Consider the following 21,438-nt stretch of genomic DNA (forward strand, 5'->3'; position numbering starts at 1 on the left):
CGGCTAGTCCGCCTGCCGTGCGACCAGGACATTGTCGAGCACCCCGAGGGCGTCCGGGACCAGCACGGCGGCCGAGTAGTAGCAGCTGACCAGGTACGAGATGATCGACTGGTCGTCGATGCCCTTGAAGCGCACGTTCAGACTCGGCTCGAATTCGTCCGGAATCCCGGTCTGGTGCAGTCCGATCACGCCCTGGTCCTTTTCGCCGAGGCGCATGGCGAGGATCGAGGTGGTCCCGTTCTCGCTGACGGGGATCTTGCCGCACGGGTAGATCGGCACGCCGCGCCACGCGGGCACCCGATGTCCGTCGACGTCCACCGGGTCGGGGTAGATCCCGCGCTTGGTGCATTCGCGGCCGAACGCGGCGATCGCTTTCGGGTGCGCCAGAAACATTTTCGTGCTGCGGCGCATGCTCAGCAGCTCGTCCATGTCGTCCGGGGTCGGCGGGCCGGACTCGGTGTAGATGCGCTGCTTGAGATCGCAGTTGTGCAGCAGCCCGAAATCGGGATTGTTCACCAGATCGTGTTCCCGGCGTTCGTAGAGCGCCTCGACGGTCAAGCGCAGCTGCTGTTCGACCTGATTCATCGGATCGTTGAACAGATCGGCGACGCGGGAATGCACCCGCAGCACGCTCTGCGCCAGGCTGAGCTCGTATTCGCGCGGGGAGGCGTCGTAGTCGACGAAGGTGCCTTCCAGCAACGGCTCGCCGGCATGACCCGAGGAGATCTCGATGTCGGCCTCGCCCTTGGAATTCTGCCGATGAGCGGGCGCCGCGGCGACGCGTTCGAGTTGCTCGCGCAATGCCGGTGCGTTCTCGACCATTTCGTCGAGAGTTTGCCGGGGGAGTATCAGTATGGTCGTCTTGGTGACCGTCTTGACCGTCACCGGCCAGATCGCGGAGGAATCGATCAGGGTTTCGGAACCGAAATAGTCACCGGCGCCGAGCATGCCGACCTTGGTTTGCTCGCCGAATTCGCCCGCACCGATCTTGGCCAGCTTGCCGTGCACGATCAGGATGACCTGATTCATCGGATTGCCGAATTCCGCGACGACTGTGCCTGGTTCGAGGTCGCGCTGTTCGAAGCGCTGCGCGAGCGCGGCCAGCGTTTCCTCGTTGTCGAATCCGCGCAATTGCGGAAGTTCTTGCAGCTCCAGTGGAATCACCCTGGCCTGGCCGCCGTCGACGACGAATTCGACCTCACCGTTGCCGACGGTGTGGGTCAGGCGCCGGTTCACCCGGTAGATACCGCCGTTGACCTGCACCCAGGGCAGCGTGCGGGTGAGCCAGCGCGAGCTGATGCCCTGCATCTGCGGTTCGGATTTGGTGGTGTGCGCCAGCTGATGGGCGGCGCCCGTGCTCAGGGTCTTGCGACCGTTGGTTTCCGCTTGGACTGGCATTTCTATGGTCATGCGTGGTCCTCACCTCGAGGGGTCACCGGGACAGGTCGATGGTGTTTCTTGGGCACGACGGATCAGCAGACCGGAAAGGCCTGCGAGAAAACGAGTCGATCGGGGTGGAAAAGAGTTACGCGACAATGCGTTCCAGACGGCATAGATGCTAGGTGGCGGAAGTGTTGCGGCGCAGCAGAATTCGCAGAATCGCCCCATATCGGATTCGGATGGTTACGACATGCGTTCGATCCGGATAACGGCAGGTAACGTCTCGGGATGAATCGCGGATTCGCCGAACTCTCGCCGGTGGCTGGCTATCTTGTTGTCCCATGTTCACCTGGGTCTACGGGTTGCCTATCTGGCTGACATTCCTCATCATCACCGGCAGCGCAGTGCTGTTGACGGCCGCGGGCATCCTCGTATCGCGCAACTACGTCCTCCGGATCTTCGGGCCCGAGCCCGGCAAGAACGACACCGTCACGATGGTGCTCACCGTCGGCGGCGTCTTCTACGGACTGCTACTAGGCCTGATCGCGGCCGCGACCTACGAGTCCTATGACACGGCGCAGAGCCTGGTCGCCGACGAGGCCGCGTCGCTGGGCACGCTCTACCGCGAGGTGAGCGCGTATCCCGAACCGCAGCGCAGTCTGCTCCAGAAGGATCTGGTCGACTACGCCGACAACGTGCTGACCGAGGCGTGGCCAGCGCTGCGCGAGGGTCGCGAGCCTATGGGCGGCACGGCGCTGGTGACCCGGTTCCAGGTGAACCTGCTCGCCTTCGAGCCGAAGACCACCGCGCAGGAGATCGTGCATGCCGCCACCATCGAACAGTTCGCGCGCTTCGACTCCGATCGAAGGCACCGGATCAACGCCACCGCGGGCGGCCTGCCCGACGTGCTGTGGTGGGTCATCCTGGTCGGCGGCGCGATCAACGTGGTGCTGCTGTGCATGTTCAGCCTGAACCGCGACGCGCACCTGCTACTGGGCGGACTGTTCGCCTTCTTCCTCGGCGCGATGATCTTCCTGATCGCCGCCATGGACTATCCGTTCCGCGGTGATCTCAGTATCAGTCCCGACCCGTTCGAGAGCATGTACATCAACGTCATGGGCCGGTGACCGCCCTCATCCGACATGGAACCTGTCACAGCCGACACATGGGGGACACCCGATGTGGGAAGCTCGTCTATACGCATAGACGGCATGCTTCTCGGGGGCCGGAAGGGTGTCTCTTCGCGCCGAGCGAGTGCGCGGAGGTCGTGTGCCACATTGCAGGGTAGGGCCAGGAGCGATGGTGAACTTCGGTAAGGAATTGGTGGGTTCGGTGCAGCGGTTGATGGCGACCGCGCAGAACGGCCTGGAGGTGATCCGCTTCGGCGGTCTCACCCATGATGTCGAGTCGTCGCCCTACGAGGTGGTCGAGCGCCGCAGGATGTATCGCCTGCGGCATTACTTCCCCGACGACGCGACGCCGGGCCGTCCCGTCGCGGTGCTGGTGCCGCCGCTCATGGTCAACGCCGACATCTGGGACGTGAACGCGGAAGGCGGCGCCGTGGGCATCCTGCACCGCGGCGGAATAGATTGCTGGGTGGTCGATTTCGGTTCTCCGGCGAGCGAGGAGGGCGGCTGGGAGCGTGACCTCGCCGACCATGTCCTCGCGGTGAGCAGCGCCATCGACACGGTGTGCGAGGCGACCGGCGCCAGTGTGCACCTGATGGGCTACTCGCAGGGCGGCATGTTCGCCTATCAGACCACCGCCTACCGCTACGGCAAGGGCGTGGCGAGCATCGTGACCTTCGGCAGCCCGGTCGACATCGTCGCGGGGATCCCGTTCGGCCTGCCGTACGGGCTGGTCTCGGATGTGGCCGACTTCCTGGCCGACCACGTGGTCACCCGGCTGCCCATCACCGACTCGATGGTGCGTCTCGGCTTCCAGATGCTCGACCCGGTCAAGACCGCGAAGTCCAGGGTCGACTTCCTGCGCCAGCTGCACGACCGCGAGGCGCTGCTGCCCAAGGAGCGCCAGCGCCGCTTCCTGAACAGCGACGGCTGGGTCGCCTACGCCGGGCCCGCGGCCGCCGATCTGCTCAAGCAGTTCGTCGCGCACAACCGGATGATGCTTGGCGGGTTCGTGATTCGCGACCAGCCGATCTCGCTGGCCGAGCTGAAGTGCCCCATTCTCGCCTTCGTCGGCGAGGTGGACGACATCGGCCAGCCCGCCGCGGTGCGCGGCATCGTGCGCGCGGCGCCGAACGCGGAAGTGTTCGAGGCCAGCCTGGTCGCGGGCCACTTCGGTCTGGTGGCGGGCAGCATGGCCACCAAACACACCTGGCCGCTGGTACGGCAGTGGGTGGAGTGGATGGACGGCGGCAAGCCGCTGCCCGCGGAGATCTTCCGGATGACCGAGCACGTGCCGACCAACCGGCCGCGCTCGGCGGCCACCCGCGTGGTGCACACGGCGGGGACGCTGGCGGAGGCGGGCGCCGGGGTCGGCAAGGCGCTGGAAGGCATCGCGAACAACACCGTGCGCGGCTCGATCGAGCTGGCGGGCGAGGCGGCGCGGGCGCTGCCCCGGCTGACCCGGCTGGGGATGATCCAGCCCAACACCCGCATCTCGCTCGGCAAGCTGCTCGCCGAGCAGGCCAAGCGGGCGCCGCTGCGCGAGTGCTTCCTCTTCGACGATCGCGTGCACACCAACGCCGCGGTGCACGTCCGCATCGACAACGTGGTGCGCGGCCTCATCTCGGTAGGCATCCGGCCCGCGACCCGGGTCGGCGTGGTGATGGAGACCCGTCCGAGCGCCCTGGTGACGGTGGCGGCGCTGTCGCGTCTCGGCGCGGTGGCCGTGCTGCTCGCACCAGGCAGCGAGCTGGGCAGGGCGATCGAGCTGACCGGCGCCGAGACGGTGATCGCGGACCCGGAGAACCTGCGCATCGCGGCGGCGACCGGCGCGCGGGTGCTGGTGCTCGGCGGCGGCGACGCGCGCGGACTGGATATCCCGGTGAGCGGCAATGTGATCGACCTGGAGCAGATCGATCCCACTCAGGTACAGGTGCCCGCCTGGTACCGCCCGGATCCCGGCCTGGCGCGTGAACTCGCCTTCGTGCTGGTGACCGGCACCGGCGATCGGCTGGAGACCAAGTACATCACCAACCACCGCTGGGCGCTGTCGGCCTTCGGCACCGCGACCAGCGCCGACCTGGACCGCAAAGACACCGTGTACTGCCTCGCGCCGCTGCACCATTCGTCGGGTCTGCTGGTCAGCCTCGGCGGCGCCATCGCGGGCGGCAGCCGCATCGCGCTGGCCAGGTCGCTGGACCCGGCCCAGTTCGCCGAGGAGGTGCATCGCTACGGCGTCACGGTGGTGACCTACACCTGGACGATGCTGCGCGACATCCTCGACGCCGGCGTGTTCCCGGCCGGGCACCGGCATCCGATCCGGCTGTTCATCGGCTCCGGTATGCCCGCCGGACTGTGGCGGCGCACCACCGAACAGTTCGAGCCCGCGCGGGTGCTGGAGTTCTACGCCTCCATCGAGGGCGACGTGGTGCTGGCCAATGTGACCGGTGCGAAGGCGGGCTGCAAGGGCCGCCCGGTGCCGGGCACCGCCAAAGTCGAACTGGTGGCCTACGACCCGATCGCGGGCCGCATCCTGGTCGACGAATCCGGGTTCGCCCGCCGCTGCGCGGACAACGAGGTCGGCCTGATGATCGGCAGGGCCTCGGAGGGCGTCGACATCTCCGCGGGCGGCCTGCGCGGCGTGTTCGGCGCGAGCGACTCGTGGATGCCGACCGAGAATCTGTTCCGCCGCGACAGCGACGGCGACTTCTGGCTGGTCGACCGCAAGGACACGGTGATCCAGACCGCGCGCGGCCCGGTGTTCGGCCAGCCGATCGTGGACGTGCTCAACGACATCACCGCGGTCGACATGGAGGTGGCCTACGGTCTGCCGGTCGGCGACCACTGCCTCGCGGTGGCGGCGGTGTCGGTGCGGAAGGGCTTCACCCTCGAGCTGAAGGACGTCACCGAGGCGGTGCACGCTCTCGATCCCGATCAGCGACCGGACCTGGTGTACGTGGTCGACGAGATCCCGCGCAGCGCCAGCTACCGCCCGTCGACCCGCGCGGTGCAGGCGGCAGGGCGGCCGGAGCCGGGGCCGCTCACCTGGTGGTACGACCGGAAAACCGAGAACTACGAGGTGCTCACCGAGACCGAGGCCGCCGACCTCCTCGGCCACTGAGCCGGAACGCGTTGTAGATCCGTCGGATTGGCCCCCGGCACGCGCACCCGGACAATTCGCGCACGGGCGTCGGCTGGCATAGTTTGTGCCGGGGTCAGCCCGCGCGGCGCCGGAGGCCGCACCCGACGTCCGACAACCGTTCAGGGGTATTTGGTGAGTGAGAGCCTCATCTATCGCAATCGCGCCGTGTACGAGCTGCTGATGCGCGGACTGTACGGCCGCCACTACGCGGCCAGGTACGGCGCGATCGCCGGGCTGGTGCCCGACGGGGCCGAGGTGGTCGATGTGTGCTGCGGTCCGGCGACGCTGTACACCCGCTACCTGCGCGCCAAATCGGTCGCCTACACCGGGCTGGATTTGAACGAGCGTTTCGTCGCCGGTGTCTCCCGCGCCGGCGGCCGCGGACTGGTCTGGAACATGCGTTCGGACGCGCTGCTGCCGGAGGCGGATTACGTGGTGATGCAGGCCAGTCTCTACCACTTCCTACCCGAGCCGGGCCCGGTGCTGGACCGGATGCTCGCGGCGGCGCGCAAGTCGGTCATCGTCGCCGAACCGATCCGCAACCTGGCGACCAGCCGCAACCGGGTCCTGTCCACCGTCGGCCGCCGCTTCACCAACGCGGGCGACGGCCGTCAGGCGCATCGCTTCACCGAGGCCACCCTCGACGAGTTCTTCCGCCGCTACGAGCCGCGCGTCGCGCAGCGAGCGCTGATCGCGGGCGGCCGCGAGAAACTGTACGTGCTGTCCGCCTGAGTGTCCCGGCATCGCGTCGGGCCGAGGTGACACTCGGCCCGCGTCGCGCGGCGGGTCAGACGGTGAAGGCGGTGACCGCGTCGATCACCCTGCCCACCTGGTCGTCGCGCAGATCCGGCCACAGCGGAAGACGCACAACGGTTCCGGAGAACTCGGCGCTGCGCACGCACGGCTGCGGCGTGCGGCCGAGCTTCAGGCCCGCGGGACTGGAGTCCAGCGGCACATAGTGGAACGGGGCCGAGATGCCGAGCCCGGCGAGATGGCCGATCAGGTCGTCGCGGCGCTGCTCGGTGGGCGTGCGCAGGTAGTACAGGTGCGCGGTGTGCGCGCGGTCGTCGGGCACCGTCATGAGCTGGACGTCGTTGCGCGCCGCCCAGTCGGCCAGTCCCGCGGCGTAGGCGTCCCACACCCGGTGCCTGCCGGATTGGATCGTGTCGAACTCGTCGAGCTGCGCGTCGAGCACCGCGGCGTTGAGCTCGCTGGGCAGGTAGCTGGAGCCGATGTCCTGCCAGGAGTACTTGTCCACCGCGCCGCGCAGGAACCGGGCGCGGTCGGTGCCCTTCTCCCGGATGATCTCCGCGCGGGCCATCAGGATCTCGTCGGTGAGCAGCAGCGCGCCGCCCTCGCCGCAGTGCACATTCTTGGTGTCGTGGAAGCTGAGCGTGCCCAGCGTGCCGATCGTGCCGAGTGGGCGTCCGCGATAGCTGCCGCCGAGCCCGTGCGCGTTGTCCTCGACGACGGCGAACCCGTGCTGCGCGGCGAGCGCGAGCAGCCCGTCCATGTCCGCGGCCACACCGCCGTAGTGGATGACCACCACGGCCTTGGTGCGCTCGGTGACCGCGGCGGCCACCGATTCCGGGTCCAGGTTGCCGCTCTCCGGGTCGATGTCGGCGAAGACGCAGGTCGCGCCGCGCAACGCCATCGAGGTGGCCGTCGAGGTGAAAGCGAAGCTCGGGACGATCACCTCGTCCTGGGGGCCGAGTTCGAGCAGCAGACCGGCCATCTCCAGCGCGGAGGTGCAGGAGGTGGTCAGCAGCGCGTGCGGCGCCCCGGTGATGGTCTTCAGCTTCGCGGTGGCCGACGCGGTGAACTGCCCGTCGCCATGGCTGTGGTCGGAGGCCAGCACGGCCTCGAGGTTGGCCAGTTCCCGGCGCGCCCGGAACGGGCGGCTGAAGATGACGCGGTCAGTGCTCAACCCGGTCGGTCCCCCTGCTCGTGGTCGTGGTCAGTTCCCGTGCCTCGGGCGCAGGCGCGGTCACGTCCTCCGCGATCGTCGGTTGCGCCGGGCGCGGCGTCGGTGAGTCGACGGTGAGGTACAGCGGCTTGCCCACCAGGATGTGCAGGGCGACCCCGAGATATTCGGCGATGAGGCCGAGCGAGAACAGGATCGCTCCGGAACACAGCAGCAGCACCACGATGGTGGAGGCCCAGCCCTCCGGCGCCCAGCCGTCCATGGTCAGCGCCTCGTACACGACGACAGCGGCCATCACCACGCCGGCCAGCGCCAGCGTCACGCCGAGCATGCTGACCAGGCGCAGGCCGCGGGTTCCGCTGCACAGCACCATCTTCCAGAACAGCGAGAACAGCCTGCGGTAGTTGTAGCCGGATTCCTCGCGGCCCTCGGCGCGCAGCACCACCGGCTCCTGCGCGACCGTGCCGACCACCCAGGTGAGCGCCACGTCGAGGTACACGCCGTTGGAGGCGACCTCGGCGAGCTGGCGGCCGATGTCGCCGCGGATCAGACGGTAGCTCTCGAACCGGGTCGAGTCGGGGAAGGCGAACAGGGTCGCGAGCACGATCTTGGCTCCGCGCGAGGTGAGGTTGCGCAGGAAACCGTGCGGGCGGGTGTTGGTCGGCTTGGAATAGACCAGGTCCGCGCGCTTGGTCAGCGCGGCGTCGAGGAACGCGCCGATGAAGCGCGGATCGTGCTGACCGTCCTCGTCCATGGTGACGATCCAGTCGCCTCGCGCGGCCGACATTCCGGCGATGGTGGCGGCGTCCTGACCGAAATTGCGGCTCAGCCAGACGGTGCGCACCGCGGGATAGGTCCGCTCCAGCTCCTGAAGGACGACATCGGAGCGATCGGGCCCGTTGTCGTGCACCAGAATGATTTCCTCGACCACGAACGCGATGCCGCCGGGCGTCTGGGAGCCCGCGGTGAGCGCGTGCAACTCGGCGGACAGTGCGCCGATGGTGTTCTCGCCCCGATACACCGGCACCACAACGGAAATGCCGTGCGGCCGGTCGACGCCGGGACGTCCGTTCGCGACGATGTCGGAGCGGAGCGGGCGAGGGGAGGGAATCGGCATCAGCTGGATCAACTTTCGATGACGGTGCGTGCCGGTACTGCCCGCTGGACAGCGGAGCCCGAGCCGCGGTGAACTCTAGCACGACGCGTCCGGGGCCTTCCGGTGCTGCTCATGCCAGACGGCGCTTCGTTCATCGGACCATCATCAACACCTCGGCGGCCGATGCCAAGCGCTGCGGTGGGCTGTAGGGTTTGGAACTCGTGACCGACAGTGCAGTACTCGACTCGCGGCCGCACTCGCGACGGGACGTATACCGGTGGGGCGCTATCACCGTGATCGGGGTGATCGCGGGGTACGCGGCGGTCCTGCTGGCCAACGTCCGCCACTACTTCACCGACGACACCGAATCGCAGTACACCGCGCTGTGGATCGGCCTGGGCCGGGCGTTGCGCGACGGTCAGTTCCCGGTGATGGTGCCCGAGCAGTGGATGTCGGGCAACAACACGATGGACGACGCGGGCCTGTTCAATCCGCCGCAGCTGCTGATCGATCTGATCGCGCCCTCGGTGGACAACGTGGCGCTGTACGCGACCGTCGTCAAGCTGATCTTCTCCATCATCGCCGCGACGGGCGTCTACCGGATCTGCCTTGTCTACGGCGCCCGCCCGGCCTGGTCGGCGGTGGCGGGTGTGGCGTTCCCGCTCTCGGGCTTCTTCCTGTTCTTCGATCAGGCCAGCTGGATGACGGCGCTCACCGGCACCGCGTGGATGGTGCACGCGTGGGCGTCGGCGGTGCACTACACCCGAGGGCCGGGCGCGAGCGACGAGCCCGGCTCGCGTCGCCGCCGCATCGCGGGCGGGCCGATCCCGGTCTTCGTCTTCCTGTACCTGACGATCTCCACCCAGTACATCTTCCCGGCCGTCGAGGCCGCGCTGATGCTGCTCGCGGTGGCGGTCGGCGAGCTTGTGTACCAACGCAAGTGGCAGCCCGTCGCGCGGCTGACGGCCGTCTCCGCGTGCGCGGGCCTGGCCGGTCTGCTGACCTTCCTGCCCAGCATGCTCTCGGCCAAGGTGACCTGGCGCGGCACCGCGCAGATCAACAACGATCAATTCCTGACCGTGCCGTGGTCGGAGTCGCTCAACGCCAGCCTGCCCAGTTCGCTGCCCGCCTTCACCTCCTGGTGGGGCTACGTGCAGCCGATGCCGCTGACCTACATCGCGTGGTTCCTGATCCCCGCGCTGGCGTTCATCGACTGGAAGCGGGCGCGGGAGTCGTGGCGCGAGCTGAGCGCCGTCGCGCTGTTCGCCCTCATCATGCTGATGTGGACCGCCGGGCCCGGCTCGATCGGTCCGCTGCGCTGGCCGGTGCGGGTGCTGCCGATGCTCGCCATCGGCCTGCTGGTGCTGGTGTGCGTGCTGCTCGGCCGCTACGGCACCTTCCAGAACTGGAAGAACCGGGGCATCGCGGCCGGTGTGCTGATCCTCGCGCTGTGGGTGCGGTCCTTCTCCGCCGACCCGCATCACGCGCTCTGGCACGTGGTCGCGGCGCTCGGCATCGCGGCGGTGGGCGCCGGGGTGGTGTGGCTCGCCCGCGACCGCGGCATCGCCGCCGCGGCTGCGCTGACCATCGTCGCCATGTTCCCGATCGCCTACTTCCAGGTGAGTGCCGCGCAGCCGACGCCGATGCCGTGGAACCTGCCCGCCGACCGCGCCGAAGCGATGGCGAAGTTCCCCGATTTCACCGGCACCACCCTCCAACTCGGCGAGCGCGGCCTGCTGCAACCCGCCGACCGGGACATCGACGCCGCCTACGGTTCGCTGGTCTTCGGCAACTACGCCAGGACGCTGGAGCTGAAGTACGTCAACGGCTACACGCCCACCGGCCACTTCTACTTCGGTGAGCTGCTGTGCATGCGCTGGGACAGCAGCGTCTGCCCGGACGCCTACCGCAGGATGTTCGCGCCGGAGCAGAGCACCGGACGCCCGCTGGTCGACCTGATGAAGCTCGACAGGGTGGTGTTGCAGCGCGCGCTGTTCCCCGACGCACGCGAGCAGGCCGCGCCCGAAGGCTGGAAGTGGGTGGACTACCCGGGCCACGAGCGCTACATCGCGGTGCTGGAGCGCGTCGACGGGCCCGTCTCCACGGTGAACGGCCGGGTCTCGGACGCGAAGAACGTGACCGCCACGTCGATCTCGGAGACCGACACCACCAGCCGCGTGCGGGTGAGCTCCGAGCAGGGCGGACGCGTCGTCTTCGCCCGGCTCGGCTGGCCGGGGTACCGGGTCACCTTGGACGGTAAGCAGATTCCGATCACCACCGTCGCCAAGTCGTTCGTCGCCGTCGACGTCCCCGCGGGCACCCAGAACGCCGAATTGGTGCTGACCTGGCGTCCCCCGGGCTGGAAGATCGGCATCGCGACCACGGTGGCCGGGCTCGCAGGTCTCGGCCTGTTGCAGTGGATGTACGTGCGGTCCCGGCGGCGCGACGACGACACCGGCGTCGAGGAGCGGCCGACGGGCGAGCCGGAGCGGGAACTCGTGGACGTGGTTTCGTGAGCGAGCGTCGGCGAGTGAACCATCGGCGCAGTGCGCTCTCGCGTACGACGGAGCCGAGCGTCAGCGAGGTGGAGTCGTGAGCGCGCGCGGCGAGGTGGGGGCGTGAGCACGGACCAGCGTGCGAACGCGGCCACCGGGGCGGCCGAACCGCCCGCGTCGGGGCTGCTGCTGCGGCTGGTGCGCAGGCAGGAGGTCGCCTTCGCCCTGATCGGCGCGTTCAACACGGTCTTCGGCATGGCGCTGACGGTGGCCTGGCTGACCGTGCTGCCCGACGCGGGCTGGGCGCCGCTCGCCGCGGTGCCGCTGGCCTACGCCCTCGGGATCACCGTCGCGTTCGTGCTGCATCGCACCCTGGTGTTCCGGGTGCGCGGCCACGTGCTGCGCGATTTCGCGGGCTTCGTCGCGGTGAACTCGGGTGGTCTCGCGCTGAACACGGCGCTGCTCTACCTGGCTGTCACGGTGTTGCACCTGCCCGCGCAGCTGTCGGCGGTGGTCGTGATGGGCCTGGTCGCGGTGGCGAGTTACTTCGGGCACCGGCACATCTCGTTCCGCCGTCGCCCGGTCGTCGAGGGCGACGGCTCGGTCGGGTAGGTTCACGATCATGCCGGAGGAAACCGCGTTGGACGCCACGCTGCTGAGCCTGCTCGCCTGCCCGCAGGACAAGGGCCCGCTGCTGCTGGTCCGCGACGCCGCGGGCGCCGCGCTGCTCTACAACCCGCGACTGCGCCGCGCGTACCCGATCGAGAACGGCATTCCGGTGCTGCTGATCGATGAGGCGCGCGATGTCACCGACGCCGAGCACGAGGCGTTCACCGCCTGAGCGCACGGAACGGGTCTGCGCCCGGGCGCTGGCGGTAGGTCAGCGCACCGCGCGGACCGCCCCGGATTCGCTTGCGGCCGTGCCGATATCGCCGGTCAGATAACGCTGCAAGGTCGGGCCGACGGCGGCGACGAGCTCCGGGATCGGCATCGACGCCATCGGTTCGACGCCGATGATCTTGCGGGCCACCAGCACGCCCATCATCTGCGAGGCGGCCAGCGCGACCCTGGCGCGGCCGTCGTCCTCCGGGGTGGCGATCCGCTGACGGACCCGCTCGAGCACGACTTCCAGCACGAATGTCCGGGCCAGGGCCGGTTCGCCGCCGGTGAGCATGCTGCGCACCATCGCGACGATGCCGGGCCCGGCGGGGGAATCCCAGACGCCGACCACCGCGGCGAGCATCGTCGCGCCGAGCCGGTCCAGCGGCGCGGTCTCCAGAATGCGCAGGGTCGCCTCCGGGTCCACCGGAAGCTCGACCACCGCCGCGAACAACTGCTGTTTGGTGCCGAAATAGTGGTGCACCAGCGCCGGGTCGACGCCCGCGTCGGCCGCGACGGCGCGGATCGAGGTCTTGTCGAAACCGGCCTCGGCGAATCGGGCGCGGGCGGCGGCGAGGATCGCCTCCCGCGCGCCGGATCTGCCCGGTCGCCGCCCCGAACGCCCTTGCCGTTCGGCGACACCGCGTTTCGCCGAAGCGCGTTCGCCCGTGCTCATGTGGTCCGCCGCCGTAGGGTCGCCGCGCCGAGCGCCAGCGACACGATGGCGAAGGCGGCGACGATGGCGATATCGCGCCACATCTGCGCGGTCGCCTCCGGATGGGTCGAAACCTGTTGCAGCGCATCGACCGCGTAGCTCAGCGGCATCAGGTCGCTGATCGGTTGCAGCCAGCCGGGCAGCTGGTCGCGCGGAACGAGCAAGCCGCACAGGAAGATCTGTGGCGCGACGACCACCGGCATGAACTGCACCGCCTGGAACTCGGTGCGGGCGAAGGCGCTTGCCAGCAGACCGAGCGCGACGCCGCAGATGGCGTCGACGACCGCGATCAGCACCACCCATGCCGGATCGCCCGCCGCCTCGAGGTCTAGCAGCCCGAACGACACCAGGCAGGCGACGGTCGCTTGCGCGGCCGCGGCCAGCGAGAAGGCGGTGCCGTAGCCGCCGAGCAGATCCAGTTTGGACAGCGGCGTGGTCAGCAGCCGTTCGAGGGTGCCCGAGGTGCGTTCGCGCTGCATGGCGATCGCGGTGATCAGGAACATCACGATGAACGGCAGGATGCCGAGCATGCTGATGCCCACCCGGTCGAACAACGTCAGCGGCTGGTGCGGCGCGGTCGGGGCCTCGGCATAGATGAAATACAGCAGCGTCATGAGCAGCGCGGGGACCACCAGGATCATGGCGACGGTGCGATGGTCGTTGCGCAGCTGGCGCAGGATGCGGGTGGTGGTCGCGGCGTAGGGGCGCAGCGTCCACCGGGGTGCGCTCGGGTGCAGGGCGGTGGTGGTCATGCCGCTTGTCCCATCGTGATGAGGGTGAGGAAGGCCTTCTCGAGGTTCTGTTCGCCGGTCTGTTCGCGCAGCTCGTCGGGGCTGAGCTGGGCGAGCACCTTGCCCTCGCGCATGAGGAGCAGCTGGTCGCAGTGCTCGGCCTCGTCCATGACGTGGCTGGAGACCAGCAGCGTCGTTCCGTTCGCGGCCAGCTCGTGGAACTGCTTCCACAGGTCCACCCGCAGGACCGGGTCGAGCCCGACGGTCGGTTCGTCGAGGACGAGCAGATCCGGCTGGGCGACCAGCGCGCAGGCCAGCGACGCCCTGGTCTGCTGCCCGCCGGAGAGCTCGTCGCCGCGCTGGCCCGCGTGGTCGAGCAGGCCGACGGCGGCGATGGCGATGTCGGTGTCGTCGCGGTCGCGGCCGTACAGCGCGGCGTAGTAGGCGACGTTGTCGCGCACGCTGAGGTCGGGGTAGATGCTCGGCGCCTGGGTGACGTAGCCGATGCGCCTGCGCAGCTCGGCCGCGCCCGCGGGCAGGCCGAGCGCGGTGATCTCGCCGGACGCCACGATCTGGGTGCCGACGATGCTGCGCATCAGGGTGGTCTTGCCGCAGCCGGACGGCCCAAGCAGCCCGGTGATCGAGCCGCGCGGGATGGTCAGCGAAATATCGTGCAGGACTTCGCGTTTGCCGCGCTGGACGGTCAGGTTCTCGACCTCGACCGCGGCGGAAGACGGGGGATGAGACATGTCGGCCTCAATTCATCGAGTGTTGAATTCACTGTACGATGAATTTACCGCTCGGTATCCGCCCGCGGCAAGAGGTGGCGTGTCAATGCCCGTGGCGATGCGTCGGACGCCCGGCCGCCCCTCCGGGCTCCACGACGACGAACTGGCCCATCATGCCGAGGTCCTCGTGCCAGAGCAGGTGGCAGTGATACATGTACGGCGTGTCCGGATCGGCGGGCCCGTCGAAGCGCACCGCGAGGCGCACCGTGTCGTTCGGCGCGAGGAAGACGGTGTCCTTGGGGCCGGACAGGTGCGGCGGCGGTGCGCTCTCGCCGACCGCGAGCACCTGGAACTGCACGTCGTGGATGTGGAAGTTGTGCGGCATGCCGTCGCGGTTGTGCACGATCCAGGTCTCGGTGGTGCCGCGGGTGACGGCGAAATCGATGCGGTCCATCGCCATCGGCGCGCCGTTGATGCCGCTCAGGTCGAGTTCGAAGCGCCGTTCCGTCACCGAGTCGGCGCCGTCCGGGGTGGACGCGGGCGCCAGCGTGGCGGGCAGCGCGGGGGAGGGGCGCAGCGTCGTCGCCGCGCGCAGTTGCAGGATGTCGAAGGTGTCGCCGCCGCCGCCGAAGCGTTGCGTCCAGAAATCGAGACCGGCGTCCAACTTGTTGCTGCGCAACACGGTTCGCTCGCCCGGGCGCATTCGCACCACGATCTCCGCGCGCTCGCCCGGCGAGAGCGGCAGCTGGTGCATGCTGGCGGGGCGGTCGAGCAGGCCGCCGTCGGTGCCGATGAGAGCGAAGGCGCGTGCGTCGTCGAAGCCGAAGGTGTAGACGCGCGCGGTGGAGGCGTTGAGCAGCCGCAGCCGGATCAGTTCGTCGCCGACCTCGCGGTACGGGGTCAGCGTGCCGTTGACCATCGTCTGCTCGCCGAGGAAACCGACATCGCGGAACATGCTGTGCGCGCCGTCGAGAGCGGCGCCGCGGAAGGTCACGTCCTGCACGATGACCGGCAGGTCGTCGACGCCGTAATTCCTTGGTAGCGACAGGCTTTCGGTCGACTCGTCATCCAGGAGGAACATCCCGGCCAGCCCGCGGCGCACATGGTCCTCCGTCTCGCCGTGCGGATGCGGGTGGTACCAGAGCGTCGCGGCCGGCTGGTCCGCCGTCCACTCGGGCGTCCACGTCGCGCCGGCCTCGACCATCTGGTGGGGGCCGCCGTCCATGGCCGCCGGGAGATGCATGCCGTGCCAGTGCACCGTCGACGCCTCGGGCAGCCCGTTGCGGACGCGGACCCTGACCTGTTCACCGCGCCGGGCGCGCAGCGTCGGCCCGAGGTAATCGCCGTTGAAACCCCAGGTCGGCGTCACCTGTCCGGGCCGGAATTCCCGGCTGCCCGTGCGCATGTCGAGCTCGAACAGGCGCGTCCCGTCGGGCTCGAGGCGGGACTCGGCCAGCGGCGGTACGGCGAGCTCGTTGCGAAACTCGGTGCGGCCGACGGTGGAGACCTCCGCGTCGACGTAGACCCAGCCGACGCAGCCGCTCACCGCGGCGAGTATCACCGCGACGAGCGATGCGAGTACCAGGAAGAGCCGCCGCCACCGGCGCGGTCGGGAAACCGAAGACATGCACCGACGGTAGGAATTTCGCGGTGGCGGCGACATCGGGGACGGCCCCCATTTCGACCCTGGATGGACCCCGGAAAAGACCACGCGCCGCTGTGCGCATGCCGTGTGACTCAGTTCACAACCAGGGCTGTCACGTCCGGCGCGGGTCGTCTGTCCCATGGTCGTCACCCACCAGCGACCCAGCGATCGGAGCAACCGCCATGAACACCGAACACCGCATCGTCATCCTCGGCGCGGGCTACACGGGCATGCTGGCCGCCGTGCGGCTGGCGCGGCGCACCCGCCGCCTGCCCGTGCGCATCACCTTGGTCAATCCGTCCGCGCGGTTCACCGAGCGGCTGCGCATGCACCAGGTCGCCGCGGGGCAGGAGCTGGCCGACTACCGAATCCCCGAGATCCTCGCGGGCACGGGCATCGAATTCGTCCAGGGCTGGGCCACTTCCGTGGACCCCGAGGCGCGATCGGTCACTGTCGACGACGATCGCGTGCTGCCCTACGACGAACTCGTCTACGCCCTCGGCAGCGCCACCGACACCGAGCGAGTGCCCGGCGTCGCCGAACACGCCTGGGCCCTGAACGATCCGCGCGTCGCGCATCGCTTCGCCGGACGTCTCGCGGAGGTGGCCGCGCAGCGCGGTGCGGTCGCGGTCTGCGGTGGCGGGCTCACCGGTATCGAGGCCGCCGCCGAGATCGCCGATCAGCACCCCGGTCTGCGCGTCACCCTGATCAGCACCGGGGAGCCCGGCGCGATGATGGGCGAGCGGGCCCGCGCCTATCTGCACCGCGCGCTGGACCGGCTCGGCGTCACCCGAAACGTCGGCCAGGCGGTCACCAAGGTGCTGCCCGACGCCGTCGAATTGGCCGACGGCACACTGGTTCCCGCTGATCTGACGCTGTGGACCGCGGGCGTCCGCGTCGCGCCACTTGCCGCGCGGGCGGGTATCGCGACCGACGAGCGCGGGCTGATCATCGTCGATCGGACGCTGAAGTCGGTATCGCATCCGACTATTCGCGCCATCGGCGACGCCGCGGCGGTGCGTCAACCCTGGGGCGTGATCCACGGCACCTGCCAGAGCGGCATGCCCACGGCCGCCCACACTGCCGACACGATCGCGAAAGAGTTGCGCGGCAAGAAAATTCGCCCGTTCCGGTTCGGCTACTTCCACCAGCCGGTCAGCCTCGGCCGCCGCGACGGGGTCATCCAGTTCACCCGTGCCGACGACACCCCGGGGCGGTTCCACCTCACTGGACGCGCCGCGGCGCTCTACAAGGAGACCGTCAGCAGCACGCCGCCGAAGGCCTTCCGGCTCAGCAAGAAGATGACCGTCGCGGTACAGCTCTCGCACGGCGGCCGCGCCACCCGCGTAAAAGACTGACCGGTTTGCCGACTCGGTCCCTTACCGAGGAGCATGGACTGATGCCCGAGACGCCGGAACCCGATCCGTTCATCGAACATCGGCGGCTGCTGTTCGCCACCGCCTATCGGATGCTCGGCACCGTCACCGACGCGGAGGACGTCCTACAGGACGCCTGGCTGAAGTGGAACGAAGCCGATCGGTCCGCGGTGCGCCACCCCAAGTCCTACCTGGTGCGCACCGTGACGAATCTGTCCCTGAACCGGCTCACCTCGGCCAGGGCCACCCGCGAGACCTACGTGGGACCATGGCTGCCCGAACCACTGCTCACCACACCCGATTTCGCGGAGGATGCCGAGCTGGCCGACACCGTCTCCACTGCGATGCTGGTGGTGCTCGAAACCCTCACCCCGGTCGAGCGCGCGGTATTCCTGCTGCGCGAGGTGTTCGGCTACAGCCACGCAGAGATCGCCGACACCCTGGACCGGCCCGAGGCCACCATCCGGCAGATCGCGCACCGCGCCCGCACCCACGTGCAGTCCCGCCGCCCGCGCTTCGACACCGACACCGCCGAACGCGCGCAGGTCACCCAGCGGTTCATGGCGGCCTGCGCGGGCGGCGACCTGAACGCGCTGATGGATCTGCTCGCCCCCGAGGTGACGTGCTGGTCCGACGGCGGCGGCGTGGTCACCGCGGCCCGCCGTCCGCTGCACGGCCCCGATCACGTCGCGCGCTGGATCCTCGGTGTGCTGGCCAAGCCCGAGTCGGCGGGCATCGTGCTCGAGCCCACCCACATCAACGGCGAACTCGGCGCGCTCGCCCGCATCGGCGAAGTCCCGGTCGCGGCGTTCACCTACGACCTGGTGGACGGCCGCATCGAGAACCTGCGCTTCCAGGTGAACCCGGGGAAGTTGAAGGGACTGTCCATGGGCGCATCGACGTTGGGTTGATGGGCGCGTCCGTGTGCTGGATCGATGAGCGCCGGATGCTGGGTCGTTGCCTTGATGGCTGGACCGTTGGGTCGGTGATCGGCGGTGCGCTGCGTTTCGTGGGCGCGCAGGCGCTGAGTCGACGAGTAACTCAGCGCCGGGGCGATCAACACCGGGCCCGATCGACGAGCGGCGGCCGAGCGGCTGACGGCGCGGCCGGGGAGAATGGCCGCGTGCCTGTCGATGATCTCGTGGTCGAACCGCCCGCCGCCGCCCGTCGCCTGCTCGGCGCGACGCTGCGGTCGGGGCCCGTGGCCGTCCGGATCGTCGAGGTCGAGGCGTACGGCGGCGACCCGGCCGGGCCGTGGCCGGACCCGGCCTCGCACTCCGGGCGCGGACGGACCGCGCGCAACGCGGTGATGTTCGGTCCCGCGGGGTTCCTCTACGTGTATCTCAGCTACGGCATGCACACCTGCATCAATGTGACCAGTGGACCCGACGGCGCGGCCAGTGCGGTGCTGGTGCGGGCCGGTGAGGTGATCGATGGCCTGGGGGTCGCACGTGGGCGTAGGCCCGCGGCCCGCTCCGACACCGACCTCGGCCGGGGCCCGGGGAACCTGGGGACCGTCCTCGGCATCACCCTGGACGACTACGGCACGCCGCTGTTCGATCCGGCCTCGCCGATCCGGCTGGAGCTGGACGGCGTCATCGACGCTGCCCAGATCGCCAGCGGCCCGCGCGTCGGAGTCAGCGTGGCCGCCGATCGGCCGTGGCGGTTCTGGTTGCCGTCCTCGCCCGCGGTCTCGGCGTACCGGCGGAGTCCGCGCGCGCCACTCGCCGCCGCCCCCGCTGTCGTCCCCGGAGCGGGTGGACACGTTCGGCGGAACACTCGAGGCGGTGCGATGAATTAGGCGCGCGTCCCCCGTCTTATCGGGAGAACGCGCCGCGCCCGGCGCGACCGAACCGAAGGACACGGACATGACCGCCATCACCGCCCCCGCCCCGACCACCACCCGCCCGGGCACGATCCGCAATCGCGTGCTGTGGACCCTGCAAATCCTGCTCGGCCTGTTCTTCGTCATCGCCTCGGGAATCCCGAAGTTCGTCGCCCAGGCGGACGCCGTGCGGGTCTTCGACGCGATCGGCTTCGGCGACTGGTTCATGTACTTCACCGGCCTCGTCGAGGTGGCGGGCGGCCTCGGCCTGCTGATCGGGCGGCTGGCAGGCGCCGCCGCGGCCGGACTGTCGATCACCATGGTCTTCGCCGCGGCCACCCAGGCCTTCGTCCTGGACGCGCCCTCTTATGCCGTCTTCCCGCTGGTGCTGGCCGCGATGTTCGCCTGGCTCGCGTGGGAGCGCCGTGACGGTCTCGTCGCGCTGCGGGATCGCTTGTCCCGCTGAACGATTCGACGTCCACCCGGTGGTCGGAAGGCGCGCCCTTCCGGTCGCCGGGTCGTCGCGTGTGCGGCGTCCCCGGAGCGCTGAGCGCAAGGCGGTGGCGGTTCTGGCCCGCTCAGCATGTCCGCGAGCTCGCCGCAGCGCAGGCGTGCGGGCTGATTTCGGTCCAACAGGCGGTGCGGGACCCGCGCGGCGGAAATTCCCTGGCTCTGCGGCGGCGCCGCGCGGAGAATCGCCCCCGGTACCTGCGCATCGGCGCAGGACAGCGGTGCGGAAAGATGGGACGGCGTGAGCGGCGACATCATCGACGAACTGACCTGGCGCGGACTGATCGCGCAGTCCACCGACCTCGACGCCCTGCGCGCGGCGCTGGCCGACGGGCCGTTGACGCTGTATGCCGGTTTCGACCCGACCGCGGCCAGCCTGCACGCCGGACACCTGGTCCCTCTGCTGGCGCTGAAGCGCTTCCAGCGCGCCGGACACCGGCCGATCGTTCTGGCCGGCGGCGCGACCGGCCTGATCGGCGACCCGCGCGACGTCGGCGAACGCGCCATGAACTCGACCGACACGGTGGCCGAGTGGGCGCAGCGGATCCGGTCGCAGCTGGAGCGGTTCGTCGACCTGGACGACTCGCCCACCGGCGCGATCATCGCCAACAACATGGACTGGACCGGACAGCTCACCGCCGTCGACTTCCTGCGCGATATCGGCAAGCACTTCTCGGTCAACGTCATGCTGGCCCGCGACACCATCAAGCGCCGCCTGGACGGCGAGGGCATCTCGTACACCGAGTTCAGCTACATGCTGCTGCAGGCCAACGACTACCTGCAGCTGCGGCGCACCCACGGGTGCCGGTTGCAGGTCGGCGGCTCGGATCAGTGGGGCAACATCATCGCCGGCGTCGAACTGAACCGGCGGGTGGACGGCGAGGCGGTGCACGCGCTCACCGTGCCGCTGGTGACCTCGGCCGACGGCAAGAAGTTCGGCAAGTCCACCGGCGGCGGCAGCCTCTGGCTCGATCCGGAGATGACCAGCCCGTACGCCTGGTACCAGTACTTCGTCAACACCGCCGACGCCGACGTCGTCCGGTACCTGCGGTGGTTCACCTTCCTCGGCCGCGAGGAACTGGCCGAGCTGGAAAAGGCGACGGCGGAACGTCCGCATGCGCGGGAAGCCCAGCGCAGGCTGGCCGCCGAGATGACCAACCTGGTGCACGGGGAGGAACACACCCGCGCCGTCCAGCTGGCGAGCCAGGCCCTCTTCGGTCGCGGTGAACTGCGCGAGCTGGACGAGGCGACGCTGTCCGCCGCGCTGCAGGAAGCCGCGATCGACGGCGCCGTGGCCGAGGTCGCGCCCGGTCAGGTGGACACCATCGTCGATCTGCTGGTCGCCACCGGCCTGTCCGAAAGCCGCGGCGCGGCCCGTCGCGCGGTGAACGAGGGCGGTGCTTCGGTCAACAACCAGAAGATCTCCGACCTCGAATGGACCCCGGACGAGGGCGACTACCTGCACGGACGCTGGTTGGTGGTGCGCCGAGGCAAGCGCAATATCGCGGGCGTCAGGCGTGCGACCGCTTGATGATCTTGGTGTCTTGGGTCACATTCGTGTGGCCCAAGCCGTTTGTCGGCCCCATCGCAAGCTCCTGACCTGCGGAATTACATCCGTGTAGTGCGGATTTGACGCCGCGTTCCCCGCCGCGTAACTTATTCAACGTCAGAGCGACACGGACACCGACCCGGAGCCGAGACGCCAAGCCGAGAGGCTGGGCGAGGACCGGGACACGAGGTAGGACGAGGAGCGCCTGGCGGCCCGCAAGGACCAGGACGATCGAGCAGACTTGACTCTGCGAGGGAGGCCGGTTAGGCTGGGAAAGTTGCCTCTCAGAAGCACCGGGTAAGACTGGCGCGGACGG

At 69.3% G+C, this 21,438-nt stretch carries 18 protein-coding genes; 11 read left to right on the forward strand and 7 right to left on the reverse strand.

What is annotated here, in order from left to right; genetic code table 11:
- Window positions 1-3: 3 nt before the first annotated feature.
- Window positions 4-1,410, reverse strand: coding sequence for a family 2B encapsulin nanocompartment shell protein (locus tag ACRWNM_RS26505; protein ID WP_431970802.1), 1,407 nt, complete (start codon window positions 1,408-1,410; stop codon window positions 4-6).
- Window positions 1,411-1,721: 311 nt separating this feature from the next.
- Here ACRWNM_RS26505 and ACRWNM_RS26510 point away from each other — a divergent pair, with 311 nt between their 5' ends.
- The 3 genes from ACRWNM_RS26510 (at window position 1,722) to ACRWNM_RS26520 (ending at window position 6,381) form a co-directional block, all read left to right on the forward strand.
- Window positions 1,722-2,507, forward strand: coding sequence for a DUF4239 domain-containing protein (locus tag ACRWNM_RS26510; RefSeq protein WP_431970803.1), 786 nt, complete (start codon window positions 1,722-1,724; stop codon window positions 2,505-2,507).
- 172 nt (window positions 2,508-2,679) lie between these two features.
- Window positions 2,680-5,628 carry an acyl-CoA synthetase gene (locus ACRWNM_RS26515; RefSeq protein WP_431970804.1) on the forward strand — a complete coding sequence of 983 codons (2,949 nt, stop codon included), beginning with the start codon at window positions 2,680-2,682 and terminating at the stop codon, window positions 5,626-5,628.
- Window positions 5,629-5,781: 153 nt separating this feature from the next.
- On the forward strand, window positions 5,782-6,381 hold the full coding sequence (locus tag ACRWNM_RS26520) for a methionine biosynthesis protein MetW (protein ID WP_431970805.1): 600 nt from the start codon (window positions 5,782-5,784) through the stop codon (window positions 6,379-6,381).
- Window positions 6,382-6,436: 55 nt separating this feature from the next.
- Here the strand turns inward: ACRWNM_RS26520 and rffA are convergent, their stop codons facing one another.
- Both rffA and ACRWNM_RS26530 read right to left on the reverse strand, forming a co-directional pair.
- Window positions 6,437-7,576 (reverse strand): dTDP-4-amino-4,6-dideoxygalactose transaminase, encoded by a 1,140-nt coding sequence (gene rffA / locus ACRWNM_RS26525; protein WP_431970806.1) that lies wholly within the window; start codon window positions 7,574-7,576, stop codon window positions 6,437-6,439.
- Window positions 7,566-8,690, reverse strand: a complete 1,125-nt coding sequence (locus tag ACRWNM_RS26530) for a glycosyltransferase family 2 protein (protein ID WP_431970807.1) — start codon at window positions 8,688-8,690, stop codon at window positions 7,566-7,568. Before ACRWNM_RS26530 ends, rffA begins: the two co-directional genes overlap by 11 nt.
- A gap of 200 nt (window positions 8,691-8,890) precedes the next feature.
- Between ACRWNM_RS26530 and ACRWNM_RS26535 the strand changes: the two genes are divergently transcribed.
- From ACRWNM_RS26535 to ACRWNM_RS26545, 3 genes are all read left to right on the forward strand, one after another.
- Window positions 8,891-11,185 (forward strand): hypothetical protein, encoded by a 2,295-nt coding sequence (locus ACRWNM_RS26535; protein ID WP_431970808.1) that lies wholly within the window; start codon window positions 8,891-8,893, stop codon window positions 11,183-11,185.
- 102 nt (window positions 11,186-11,287) lie between these two features.
- On the forward strand, window positions 11,288-11,776 hold the full coding sequence (locus ACRWNM_RS26540) for a GtrA family protein (protein ID WP_431970809.1): 489 nt from the start codon (window positions 11,288-11,290) through the stop codon (window positions 11,774-11,776).
- Between the two features lie 10 nt (window positions 11,777-11,786).
- The gene (locus tag ACRWNM_RS26545; RefSeq protein ID WP_357410849.1) at window positions 11,787-12,005 is read left to right on the forward strand and encodes a Trm112 family protein; all 219 of its coding nucleotides are present in this window, start codon (window positions 11,787-11,789) and stop codon (window positions 12,003-12,005) included.
- 39 nt (window positions 12,006-12,044) lie between these two features.
- On the opposite strand, the gene ACRWNM_RS26550 is transcribed toward ACRWNM_RS26545, so the two are convergent.
- From ACRWNM_RS26550 to ACRWNM_RS26565, 4 genes are all read right to left on the reverse strand, one after another.
- On the reverse strand, window positions 12,045-12,719 hold the full coding sequence (locus ACRWNM_RS26550) for a TetR family transcriptional regulator (protein ID WP_431970810.1): 675 nt from the start codon (window positions 12,717-12,719) through the stop codon (window positions 12,045-12,047).
- On the reverse strand, window positions 12,716-13,510 hold the full coding sequence (locus ACRWNM_RS26555; RefSeq protein ID WP_431970811.1) for an ABC transporter permease: 795 nt from the start codon (window positions 13,508-13,510) through the stop codon (window positions 12,716-12,718). Before ACRWNM_RS26555 ends, ACRWNM_RS26550 begins: the two co-directional genes overlap by 4 nt.
- Window positions 13,507-14,238 (reverse strand): ABC transporter ATP-binding protein, encoded by a 732-nt coding sequence (locus ACRWNM_RS26560; protein ID WP_431970812.1) that lies wholly within the window; start codon window positions 14,236-14,238, stop codon window positions 13,507-13,509. Before ACRWNM_RS26560 ends, ACRWNM_RS26555 begins: the two co-directional genes overlap by 4 nt.
- A gap of 82 nt (window positions 14,239-14,320) precedes the next feature.
- The gene (locus tag ACRWNM_RS26565; RefSeq protein WP_431970813.1) at window positions 14,321-15,844 is read right to left on the reverse strand and encodes a multicopper oxidase family protein; all 1,524 of its coding nucleotides are present in this window, start codon (window positions 15,842-15,844) and stop codon (window positions 14,321-14,323) included.
- A gap of 200 nt (window positions 15,845-16,044) precedes the next feature.
- Here ACRWNM_RS26565 and ACRWNM_RS26570 point away from each other — a divergent pair, with 200 nt between their 5' ends.
- The 5 genes from ACRWNM_RS26570 (at window position 16,045) to tyrS (ending at window position 21,104) form a co-directional block, all read left to right on the forward strand.
- Window positions 16,045-17,220 (forward strand): NAD(P)/FAD-dependent oxidoreductase, encoded by a 1,176-nt coding sequence (locus ACRWNM_RS26570; protein ID WP_431970814.1) that lies wholly within the window; start codon window positions 16,045-16,047, stop codon window positions 17,218-17,220.
- Between the two features lie 41 nt (window positions 17,221-17,261).
- Window positions 17,262-18,149, forward strand: a complete 888-nt coding sequence (locus tag ACRWNM_RS26575) for an RNA polymerase sigma-70 factor (protein ID WP_431970815.1) — start codon at window positions 17,262-17,264, stop codon at window positions 18,147-18,149.
- A 212-nt stretch (window positions 18,150-18,361) separates the two neighbouring features.
- A complete protein-coding gene (locus ACRWNM_RS26580; protein WP_431970817.1) occupies window positions 18,362-19,039 on the forward strand; it encodes a DNA-3-methyladenine glycosylase in 678 nt (225 codons plus the stop codon).
- 67 nt (window positions 19,040-19,106) lie between these two features.
- On the forward strand, window positions 19,107-19,529 hold the full coding sequence (locus ACRWNM_RS26585) for a DoxX family protein (protein WP_431970818.1): 423 nt from the start codon (window positions 19,107-19,109) through the stop codon (window positions 19,527-19,529).
- A gap of 285 nt (window positions 19,530-19,814) precedes the next feature.
- Window positions 19,815-21,104 carry a tyrosine--tRNA ligase gene (tyrS, locus tag ACRWNM_RS26590; RefSeq protein ID WP_431970819.1) on the forward strand — a complete coding sequence of 430 codons (1,290 nt, stop codon included), beginning with the start codon at window positions 19,815-19,817 and terminating at the stop codon, window positions 21,102-21,104.
- Window positions 21,105-21,438: the final 334 nt, after the last annotated feature.

It is taken from the genome of Nocardia sp. bgisy134, from assembly GCF_965341865.1.
Taxonomy (GTDB): domain Bacteria; phylum Actinomycetota; class Actinomycetes; order Mycobacteriales; family Mycobacteriaceae; genus Nocardia.